Genomic DNA, 9,969 nt, shown 5'->3' with positions numbered 1-9,969 from the left:
GCGTTTTTTTGAAGGCTTTATTATAAAAAAGTTTTTATCAGGAATTATACGAAGTTATAAATTTGTACTTGTACATATTAAAAAACATTAAATTTGTTGTTTAACTGGATATAACTATATCCAGTTTAGATATTTATTTAAGTGAATCTAGAAACCTCTCCATGCTTTCCTTTTTATCAATACTCTCACCCACAATAGGGATTACTCCTCTTTCACTTAATACTTGCTCTTGAATAGGATTAGGTGTAGGAAGAAAAATATATGATTGAGGACGATTTGAATTATTATTACTCTTTTTCCATAATTGATCTAATTTATAAATCAGTAATCTAATGTTTATATCTGATAAGCTGTATCCTAAAAATAAAATTGATTTGCTTAACATATCTGCTCTTAATTTAATATCTAAAGGAGATTCAAAAGCAAGTCTTTCAAAATAATCACTCTCAGCAAGGACAATAGATGAATCTGAAATTGTATCACCATGAAATTTTATAATCTGAGTACTATTTTTCTTTATATTAACTAAATCATCAACACTTACAATCTTTGTATATTCTTTATCATTTAAAGAAAAAGCTTTTTCTAAACAGTGATCATAATTTGTTGTATAAATTATTGGAAAATTCATATTTACTATAGTGGAATGGACTGTAGAATTTAGAATTACATTATCATCCACATTCCATTGAGTATCCATCCAACTTCTTAGTTCTCCAATATGCCCCTTATTTATTTTGTAATATTCTGCCAGTGTTAATGCATCTCCGTAGCAAGAAAAAATAGTTTTGTCATAACCTAAATCTGTTGCAATATAATCAATAAGTTCACTCCATGTAGGCAAGTTAATAGTTTTCGAAACACCTGCTCCTACAAATAAGATAACCTCGCCATTCTTAATATCTTTTTTTAGCTTATTCATCATGAAAGCTCTCCTCCAAAAATGATTTCAGCTTATATAAAGCCTCTTTTCTCATAGAAATATCATTCTTTTTCGAGCCCATTTCAGCAAAAGTTTCATCATACCCCTCCGGTTGAAAAACACAATCCCATTGAAAATCGCGATTTCCTCTTGGAGGAGATACTATTGTCCCTTGAATTATACCTTCGAATGTTGTTATTTTTTTCCCATCACAAAATGCTACAATTGTCTTTGCTGTAGCCGAAGCTGTACCTTTTTTAGAAAAAAATTTGCTAAAATTATCTGCTTCTAACGAATCCCAAAACACTTGTGTTAATCCACCGGGTAGATCACCAAAATTTTTTATGAGTAGTCCTGTTTGTTCCACAATAATTGGTCGTCCTATTTCTTTAAAACCTTTGATAACTTTATCAGTTACAATTTCAACCATATTATCACTTTGGATTTCATTAATCTTTTTATTGAAAGATTTTATTTGTATATTCGTTGATCCAAGTATATCACTGACCTCTTTGATTTTATATTTGTTCGAGGATAAAAAATAAATTTCCATATTATCTGCTATAATCCTATTATTCTAGTTAAAAATTTTTAGTAATTATTTAACAATAAGTAATTTTTTAGTTAGTTAATTTATAAAAAATAAATTTCTTTTTTCTTAGTATATCATATTTATAATGCAAATTTCTATTATCAAATTAAAAAGATTTGGTTTCATATAGAAAAATAGTTTTAATTGTTAAAATGTTGTCAGAGTAAAATAAAAAGCCTTAGAAATATTAATTTCTAGGCTTTTTTAAGTTTGTTGACTTTATTCCCACTCAACAGTTGCAGGTGGTTTACTTGTAATATCATAGACGATACGGTTAACGTGGTCAACTTCGTTTACGATACGAACTGAGATTTTTTGGAGGACTTCCCAAGGGATCTTAGCGAAGTCAGCTGTCATTCCGTCGATAGAAGTGATAGCACGAATAGCGATGGTGTAGTCGTAAGTACGGCCATCTCCCATAACCCCTACTGAACGAACGCCAGTGTTAACAGTGAAGTATTGCCAGATATCGCGGTCAAGACCAGCTTTGGCGATTTCTTCACGAAGGATTGCGTCTGATTCACGAACAGTTTCAAGTTTTTCTTCAGTGATTTCACCCATGACACGAATTGCAAGACCTGGACCTGGGAATGGTTGGCGCCATACGATGTGGTCTGGCATACCAAGTTCGGTACCAAGGGCACGAACCTCATCCTTGTAAAGAGTGTTAAGTGGTTCGATGAGTTCAAACTGCATGTCTTCTGGAAGACCACCCACATTGTGGTGAGACTTGATGGTTTGTGCAGTATCCGTACCTGACTCGATAACGTCTGTATATAGTGTTCCTTGAGCAAGGAATTTCACGTCTGTTAGCTTGCTTGCTTCATCATCAAAGACATAGACAAACTCGTTACCGATAATCTTACGTTTTTGTTCAGGATCAGACACACCAGCCAATTTATCCAAGAAGCGTTTGGCAGCGTCTGCTTTGACAATGTTCAAACCAAACTTACCACCAAGCATATCCATAACTTGGTCAGCTTCTCCTTTACGAAGAAGACCGTGGTCTACAAAGATACAGATCAATTGATCTCCGATAGCTTTTTGAAGGAGAACCCCAACAACAGAAGAGTCAACACCACCAGAAAGTCCGAGGAGAACACGTTTGTCTCCAACTTTTTCACGGATTTGTTTGATTTGCATCTCGATGAAGTTATCCATAGTCCAATCGCCTTTGGCACCACAGATATTCAAAGCGAAGTTACGAAGGATATCATAGCCGTGAACTGAATGACGAACCTCTGGGTGGAATTGGATACCATAGATTTTCTTGTCTGGATTTTCGATTGATGCATAAGGACAGTCAGCTGATGTACCAGTACGAATGAAATCAGCAGGAATTTCAGTAACAGCATCCCCGTGGCTCATCAAGACAAGTTGTTCTTCTGGAGTTCCGGCAAAAAGAGCAGACTCAGTGTGAGTAAGAGTGGATTGTCCATATTCACGGTTACCCGCGTCACCTGCAGGAACAACCTTTCCTCCAAGCTTGTGAGTCAAAAGCTGCATACCGTAGCAGATTCCTAAAATTGGAATTCCAAGTTCAAAAATCTCTGGGTCAATATCAAATGATCCTTCTTCGTAAACAGAGTTTGGACCACCTGAAAGTACAATCCCGATAGGATTGATAGCACGGACTTCGTCAGCCGAAATCTTGTGACTTTTTAGTTCTGAAAAGACACCAATCTCACGGATACGACGTGAGATGAGTTGGTTGTACTGGCTACCATAGTCCAGTACGATGATCTTTTCGACATCTTGCAAATCAGTTGAAATGTTGGTCATCTTTTCCCTTTCTTAAAAGAAATATCTTCTTGAATATTCTATCATAAATGCCCCAGAATTACCAACCAAACAAGTACAGTTTGACTTTTCCCCATAAGATAGGGTACAATGGAAAAAATAAAGAAAAGAAGTGAGCAAGCATGTTACCAGCTTATATGAAAATCCACGACCAAATCAAGAAAGACATTGATGAGGGAAGTTGGAAAATTGGGGAAAGACTTCCAAGTGAGCGAGATTTAGCTGAGGAATTTGAAGTTAGCCGTATGACTCTGCGTCAAGCCATCTCCCTTTTGGTCGAGGAGGGGGTTTTGGAGCGTCGTGTGGGTAGTGGGACCTTTGTTTCTAGTACTCGTGTTCAGGAAAAAATGCGTGGGACAACTAGTTTTACGGAAATTGTAAAAGCTCAGGGTAAAACACCATCGAGTCATCTGATTTCCTATCGTCGAACGATCCCTAATGAGCAAGAAGTTGAAAAATTAGGGATTAAGGCCACTGAAAATATTATCCGGATGGAACGTGTTCGCTATGCTGACAAAGTCCCTGTTGTCTATGAAGTGGCGTCGATTCCTGAGAAATTTATCAAAAATTTTAAGAAAGAAGAAGTAACCAAGCACTTCTTTCAAACCTTGCAGAAACATGGTTATCGGATTGGTAAGTCTCACCAGACTATATATGCTCGCTTAGCCAAGGAAAAAATTGCTCATTATCTGGAAGTGGAAAAGGGGCATGCTATTTTAGGTTTGACTCAGGTTTCTTACTTTGATGACGGAACGGCTTTTGAGTATGTAAAGAGCCAATACGTCGGAGAACGTTTTGAGTTTTATCTAGAAAATAATTAGTTTTTAACAATACTCTTGAAGTAAAATCAGATCTACTTTAAGAGTTTTTTTATTTGGTTTGGATTAGAAAATATTTTCCTTCTGAGAAAAATAGTAATCATACGAGTATTTTTTAAAGATTCGTGTTATAATAATTAGGTTATATGGTCCCGATAAGGTGGTAGTGAAGGTCGTTTATCGATTCTCTACCAGTACTTTGTAACTCTATAACGAATATTTTTTAAGGGGGGACATTTTTATGTCAGAACGTAAATTATTCACGTCTGAATCTGTATCTGAGGGGCATCCAGATAAGATTGCAGACCAGATTTCAGATGCTATCTTGGATGCTATTTTAGAGCAAGATCCAGAAGCCCACGTTGCTGCTGAAACAGCTGTTTATACTGGTTCAGTTCATGTTTTTGGTGAAATTTCAACCAATGCCTATGTAGATATTAACCGTGTGGTACGTGATACGATTGCAGAGATTGGCTATACCAACACTGAATATGGATTCTCAGCTGAAACAGTAGGAGTTCATCCATCATTGGTAGAGCAATCTCCAGATATCGCCCAAGGTGTTAATGAAGCCTTGGAAGTTCGTGGAAACGCAGATCAAGATCCACTTGATTTGATTGGAGCTGGAGACCAAGGTCTCATGTTTGGTTTTGCGGTTAATGAAACTGAAGAACTCATGCCACTTCCAATCTCACTCAGCCACAAGTTGGTTCGTCGTTTGGCAGAGCTTCGTAAGTCTGGTGAAATTAGCTATCTTCGACCAGATGCTAAATCTCAAGTTACTGTTGAGTATGATGAAAATGACCAGCCAGTACGCGTGGATACAGTTGTTATTTCAACTCAACACGATCCAGAAGTTAGCAATGAACAAATTCATGAAGATGTGATTAACAAGGTTATCAAAGAAGTGATTCCAGCTTCTTATCTTGACGACGAAACTAAATTCTTCATCAATCCAACCGGTCGTTTCGTTATCGGAGGACCTCAAGGAGACTCAGGTTTGACTGGTCGTAAGATTATCGTGGATACTTATGGTGGTTACTCACGCCACGGTGGTGGTGCCTTCTCTGGTAAGGATGCGACTAAGGTTGACCGTTCAGCTTCTTATGCAGCTCGCTACATTGCAAAAAACATCGTTGCTTCAGGTCTGGCTAAGAAAGCAGAAGTTCAATTGGCTTATGCCATTGGTGTAGCCCAACCTGTATCTGTTCGTATCGATATCTTCGGTACTGGAACAGTAGCTGAAAGCAAGCTTGAAAAAGCAGCGCGTCAAATCTTTGACCTTCGTCCAGCAGGAATCATCCAAATGCTTGATCTCAAACGTCCAATCTACCGTCAAACTGCGGCTTATGGACACATGGGACGTACAGATATCGATCTTCCATGGGAACGCTTGGATAAGGTTGACGCCTTGAAAGAAGCAGTTAAATAAAGTAAAAAGGAGTTGATTTAAACTCCTTTTTTACTTTATTTATTGATAGTTTTTAAAAAAGCCCAGTTTCCAATAGACTTAGCCCCATACTCTAACTCCATAAAATCTAGCAATTCATAATCATTCTTTTTATAGAATGGAACATTTTTTTCTGTACTGGTAATGAGTCCTAAGCGCTTGCAGCCCTTGGATTTGACATAAGGCTCAACTGCGTCTCTAAGAAAAGCACTGCCCACACCTTGTCCTTTAACGGATGAATTGACTGCAAGGAGCATCAAATACCAGTCAAAGCTATTAGATTTTTTCAAATGTTCTTCGGAACGGTCTACTAAATCAAGATACTTCAAAAAATTTCGAGGACTAATGTAGCGAAACAGTTTTATGACACCATTTAGCAAGTAAGATAGGATAGAAAAATCATTTTGTTGTAATAAGGCGACAGCTAGGATTTCTGCGTCTTGTTCAGCTACTAAACAGGTCTCTTCTTTGATATAGAGGCGAGTCAGGAGACTTTCCAATAGTTCTAAAAAAGCAGGATAGTTTTCAGGTTTCTTGAGATCATCTATGATTAGAGTTAAAAATGGATAATCAAAGAAGCTATCGGCTATTACTTTTCCAATTTTTTGGTATTCGTCTAGCCTTGCTTTTCTGTATACTATTTTCTCCATTTATGAGCTCCTTTTTTAATGTTAGTAAATTATAATAGTAAAATTAATTGTTTTGATGATCAAGTACCGAGTTTTAAAAAAAAATATTGCCAAACTTAGTCAGTTGAAGGATTGTTAGAAAACTCTTTCTGTAACACTGAATCTGATTCTAGAATATAGGATTAGACAGACAAAGAACACTCTAAAAAGTTAGAATTTTTAGAGTGTTGTCCAAATATTGCTAAGTTTTATTTTGTTGGGATTGAGATTTCAATCAATTTTTCAGAGTAGAGGGTCTTGATATTAGCTTCATCGATATTTTGCTTTTCGATCTTGCGATTCAAGAAAAATTCTTGGATTTTTTCTATTTCTTGTTCGCGGATAGCACGATGTTTATTGGAAATGAGGATTTCATAATGAAGCGGTGCCTGAGTAAAGATAACATCAGTGTTGCCTGCAGAGTAGACTTCTACGAGTGTAGCGTCGGTACTCTCCAGTTGGCTTTTAACAAGGTTTGAGTGAGAATTAGTAGTGTTGATGAGCTTCATAGGCTTTCCTCCTGTGTTTCTATTTCTATTATAGCACTTTTTGGAAAAATTGGAAAAGTTAATTTAAACTTGATGCTGTTTTTTCCAGGCTTCAATTGCCCATTTATGACTGCCACGTTTTAAGTTAGCAATGGCTTCATCGATTGGGAACCAAGCTAGATGATTGAAGTCCTCCAAAGGTTTTTGGATTTCTTGATAAGAAGTAGCTTCGTAAAGATAGGCTGGATTGTAGTAGTAAGTATCACGATGGCTGGAATAGAAATATTCATCTGCTTGTCCATAATAAGTGCCAATCTCAGCTGTAAAACCTAATTCTTCAATCAGTTCTCGTTTGAGAGCTTCAAAATGATCTTCACCTGCTTCAATCTCGCCACCAGGCAAGAACCATGCACCATTTGGAGCTTGAACGAGGATAATCTTTTCAAGTGCTGAGTCAGGGATGACTGCATAAACACCATATCTAGTTTTGTAGGTTACACCCTCTTTTTTTTCTCCAAAGGTTGGATTTGTCATAAATTTCTCCTTTATGTGTGCGCTTTCTTTCTATCATATTAAAGAATGCTCTTACTGTCAAGTAAGAACATTCTTTTAGTATGTGGAATTAGTCATTTGAGTCAACTGTTTCCAATTTATTTTTTGATTTAATCATGATTTTACCATTGCTAGTCATGACGGCTTTGAGGTTTTTCTCGCTTGGATTTTCAAGGTAGTAGTCTGTAATCGCATCTTCGATATGATCTTGAATGGTACGACGTAGTGGACGAGCTCCCATTTTTGGATCATAACCAAGGTCTACAAGTTTCTCCTTAACCTTATCTGTTACATCTAAATGGATGTTATTGCTTGAGAGACGTTGATTGACATCATCTAACATGAGATCAACGATTTGAAGGAGATTTTCCTTGCTGAGGGCCTTGAATTCGATAATGCCATCAAAACGGTTCATGAATTCTGGGCTAAAGAAGTTGCCTAATTCTCCAAGAACAGAGTTAGTACGGCCTTCTCTAGCAGCACCAAATCCAACACTAGCTTCTGCCTTACCTGTACCTGCATTTGAGGTCATGATAATGATGGCGTCTTTAAAGCTAACAGTACGACCTTGACCATCCGTTAAACGACCATCGTCCAAGACTTGAAGGAACATATGCATAACATCTGGATGGGCTTTTTCAACTTCATCCAAGAGGATTAGTGAGTAGGGGTTACGACGAACTTTTTCAGTCAATTGACCTGCTTCATCATAGCCTACGTATCCTGGAGGGGCACCAACGAGTTTAGCCACGCTGTGTTTTTCCATGTATTCACTCATGTCAAAGCGAATCATGCTGTCAGCAGAACCAAAGAGTTCGATGGCCAGCTGTTTAGAAAGTTCTGTTTTACCGACACCGGTAGGACCAACAAAAAGGAAGCTACCGATTGGACGGTTTGGAGTACCGAGTCCAACACGGTTACGACGGATAGCCTTAGCGATCTTATCAACTGCATCATCTTGACCAATAACATGAGCCTTGAGGTCATCTGCTAGGTTGATGAGTTGAGATTGTTCTTTTTCTTTCAAATCACCAACTGGAATATTAGTTTTTTGTTCGATGATGTGTTCAATCGTCTTTTCGCTGATGATTGGGGTATCCTGATCCGTTACCTTGGTCTTTTGCATTTCCTTATATTTGGCAATCTGGTCACGGAAGTAGGCTGCTTTTTCAAAATCTTCATCGCGGGTTGCTTGTGCCTTGAGATTTTCTGCTTCGATTAAGCGTTGGTCGATGACCTTAGGATCTACAAAATTCAAGGTTAAGTTCATTTTTGAACCAGCTTCATCTAGAAGGTCAATGGCCTTGTCTGGCAAGAAACGATCTTGGATGTAGCGGTTAGAAAGGGTAGCGGCCGCTTCGATAGCGCCGTCAGTATAATGAACGTGGTGGTAATCTTCGTATTTCTTTTGGATACCTTTCAGGATAATAATGGTTTCTTCAACGGTTGGTTCATCAACTTTGACAGGTTGCATACGACGTTCAAGGGCAGCATCTTTTTCGATGATGCGATATTCATTGAGGGTAGTAGCACCAACCAGTTGGAGTTCGCCACGAGCAAGAGCTGGTTTTAGGATATTTCCTGCATCCATATTCCCTTCTCCTGCTGAACCAGCACCGACAATTTCATGAATTTCGTCAATGAAGAGAATAACATCCTCGCGCTCACGAATTTCTTCCATGAGTTTTTGCATGCGCTCTTCAAACTGACCTCGGATACCTGTTCCTTGAACAAGGCTAACGACATCTAAGCGGATGACTTCTTTGCCTTGAAGCTTATGGGGAACATCACCGTCAACAATTTTCTGAGCTAAACCTTCGACAACAGCTGTCTTACCAACACCGGGCTCACCGATGAGGACAGGGTTGTTTTTTGTTCTGCGGTTGAGGATTTCAATGACACGGATAATCTCTTCGTCACGGCCAATTACAGGGTCAATATTTCCAAGACGGGCAATCTCAGTGACATTGATACCATATTCATCCAAGAGTCCTTTTTCCTGAATTGGTGGTGGTGTTTGAGCAGGACCACGATTTTGGGAACCATAGCCACCATTTCCACCGTATCCACCGCCTGACTGAGTTGGGGGGATATTGTTGTTATTAGAAGAAGGTCTAAAGTTGTTGAGATCGTTAAAGAAGTCTCCAAAGGGATCAAAATCACGGTTGTTTAAATCTGTAATTCCTTTAAATAAGCTATTGTTAGGATCTGTTTTGATAATTTTGTAGCAATTTTGGCAAAGATCGATTTGCTTTTGTTGCCCATTGAGATTGGTATAAAGATGAATCGTTGAGTCATTGATTTTACAGTTTTGACAGAGCATACCGCCACCTCATTTCTTTCTTAGTCTTGACTAAATCTAAAAGGTCAAAAATAGTCAAACAAGTATATAATTTAATTATATCATGATTATTGGGCAATTCAAGTAAAAAGATTGGATACTAGCACTATAAATAGTAGAGCGCTAATCTGGAGAAGATTTTGATAGCAAGAAAAAAATCCTATTTGTCATACAAAAAGGATTCTCGTTGGTGAAAGGCGGTGGGACAGAAATCGATAGACAAAGTTTCGATTTCGTAGTCCCAGCCCCGCGAAGATGATTAGGAGTTTTGGGAGTCTAAAAGACGAACGAAAAGTCCAATCAGCTACCGCGTCAAAGTTTGATTGCTAATAAAAAGT

9 protein-coding genes are annotated in these 9,969 nt (G+C 38.0%); 2 read left to right on the top strand and 7 right to left on the bottom strand.

The features are described from left to right. Positions 1-133 precede the first annotated feature (133 nt). The 3 genes from AC3E7H_RS07335 to guaA all read right to left on the bottom strand — a co-directional run bounded on the left by AC3E7H_RS07335 (position 134) and on the right by guaA (position 3,296). A complete protein-coding gene (locus AC3E7H_RS07335) occupies positions 134-925 on the bottom strand; it encodes an SIR2 family protein (protein WP_000981290.1) in 792 nt (263 codons plus the stop codon). Beyond that, on the bottom strand, positions 915-1,475 hold the full coding sequence (locus tag AC3E7H_RS07330; protein WP_000409220.1) for a non-canonical purine NTP pyrophosphatase: 561 nt from the start codon (positions 1,473-1,475) through the stop codon (positions 915-917). The genes AC3E7H_RS07335 and AC3E7H_RS07330 overlap by 11 nt, the downstream gene beginning before the upstream one ends. A 258-nt stretch (positions 1,476-1,733) precedes the next feature. Further along, positions 1,734-3,296 carry a glutamine-hydrolyzing GMP synthase gene (gene guaA / locus AC3E7H_RS07325; RefSeq protein WP_000182006.1) on the bottom strand — a complete coding sequence of 521 codons (1,563 nt, stop codon included), beginning with the start codon at positions 3,294-3,296 and terminating at the stop codon, positions 1,734-1,736. A gap of 140 nt (positions 3,297-3,436) precedes the next feature. On the opposite strand from guaA, the gene AC3E7H_RS07320 reads away from it, so the two are divergent. Continuing rightward, positions 3,437-4,135 (top strand): GntR family transcriptional regulator, encoded by a 699-nt coding sequence (locus tag AC3E7H_RS07320; RefSeq protein WP_414274079.1) that lies wholly within the window; start codon positions 3,437-3,439, stop codon positions 4,133-4,135. A gap of 238 nt (positions 4,136-4,373) precedes the next feature. Further along, positions 4,374-5,564, top strand: coding sequence for a methionine adenosyltransferase (metK, locus tag AC3E7H_RS07315; RefSeq protein WP_490676319.1), 1,191 nt, complete (start codon positions 4,374-4,376; stop codon positions 5,562-5,564). Between the two features lie 35 nt (positions 5,565-5,599). Here metK and AC3E7H_RS07310 read toward each other — a convergent pair whose 3' ends face one another. From AC3E7H_RS07310 to AC3E7H_RS07295, 4 genes are all read right to left on the bottom strand, one after another. Further along, positions 5,600-6,232, bottom strand: a complete 633-nt coding sequence (locus tag AC3E7H_RS07310; RefSeq protein ID WP_000411987.1) for a GNAT family N-acetyltransferase — start codon at positions 6,230-6,232, stop codon at positions 5,600-5,602. 227 nt (positions 6,233-6,459) lie between these two features. Continuing rightward, positions 6,460-6,759 carry a DUF1827 family protein gene (locus AC3E7H_RS07305; protein ID WP_000767183.1) on the bottom strand — a complete coding sequence of 100 codons (300 nt, stop codon included), beginning with the start codon at positions 6,757-6,759 and terminating at the stop codon, positions 6,460-6,462. A 63-nt stretch (positions 6,760-6,822) separates the two neighbouring features. Beyond that, complete coding sequence (locus tag AC3E7H_RS07300; RefSeq protein ID WP_000184295.1) at positions 6,823-7,272, bottom strand: NUDIX hydrolase; 450 nt, start codon at positions 7,270-7,272, stop codon at positions 6,823-6,825. 88 nt (positions 7,273-7,360) lie between these two features. Continuing rightward, positions 7,361-9,613 (bottom strand): ATP-dependent Clp protease ATP-binding subunit, encoded by a 2,253-nt coding sequence (locus AC3E7H_RS07295; protein ID WP_490676318.1) that lies wholly within the window; start codon positions 9,611-9,613, stop codon positions 7,361-7,363. Positions 9,614-9,969 lie beyond the last annotated feature (356 nt).

Source organism: Streptococcus sp. SCPM-O-B-15304 (M98) (genome assembly GCF_058200215.1).
This window is presented reverse-complemented; position numbering and strand designations above follow the sequence as displayed.

Bases quoted from the DNA above. Each gene is read 5' to 3' on its own strand.
- guaA (WP_000182006.1), bottom strand. From the start codon at position 3,296: ATGACCAACATTTCAACTGATTTGCAAGATGTCGAAAAGATCATCGTA.
- AC3E7H_RS07330 (WP_000409220.1), bottom strand. From the start codon at position 1,475: ATGGAAATTTATTTTTTATCCTCGAACAAATATAAAATCAAAGAGGTC.
- AC3E7H_RS07320 (WP_414274079.1), top strand. From the start codon at position 3,437: ATGTTACCAGCTTATATGAAAATCCACGACCAAATCAAGAAAGACATT.
- AC3E7H_RS07310 (WP_000411987.1), bottom strand. From the start codon at position 6,232: ATGGAGAAAATAGTATACAGAAAAGCAAGGCTAGACGAATACCAAAAA.
- AC3E7H_RS07300 (WP_000184295.1), bottom strand. From the start codon at position 7,272: ATGACAAATCCAACCTTTGGAGAAAAAAAAGAGGGTGTAACCTACAAA.
- AC3E7H_RS07305 (WP_000767183.1), bottom strand. From the start codon at position 6,759: ATGAAGCTCATCAACACTACTAATTCTCACTCAAACCTTGTTAAAAGC.
- AC3E7H_RS07335 (WP_000981290.1), bottom strand. From the start codon at position 925: ATGATGAATAAGCTAAAAAAAGATATTAAGAATGGCGAGGTTATCTTA.
- metK (WP_490676319.1), top strand. From the start codon at position 4,374: ATGTCAGAACGTAAATTATTCACGTCTGAATCTGTATCTGAGGGGCAT.
- AC3E7H_RS07295 (WP_490676318.1), bottom strand. From the start codon at position 9,613: ATGCTCTGTCAAAACTGTAAAATCAATGACTCAACGATTCATCTTTAT.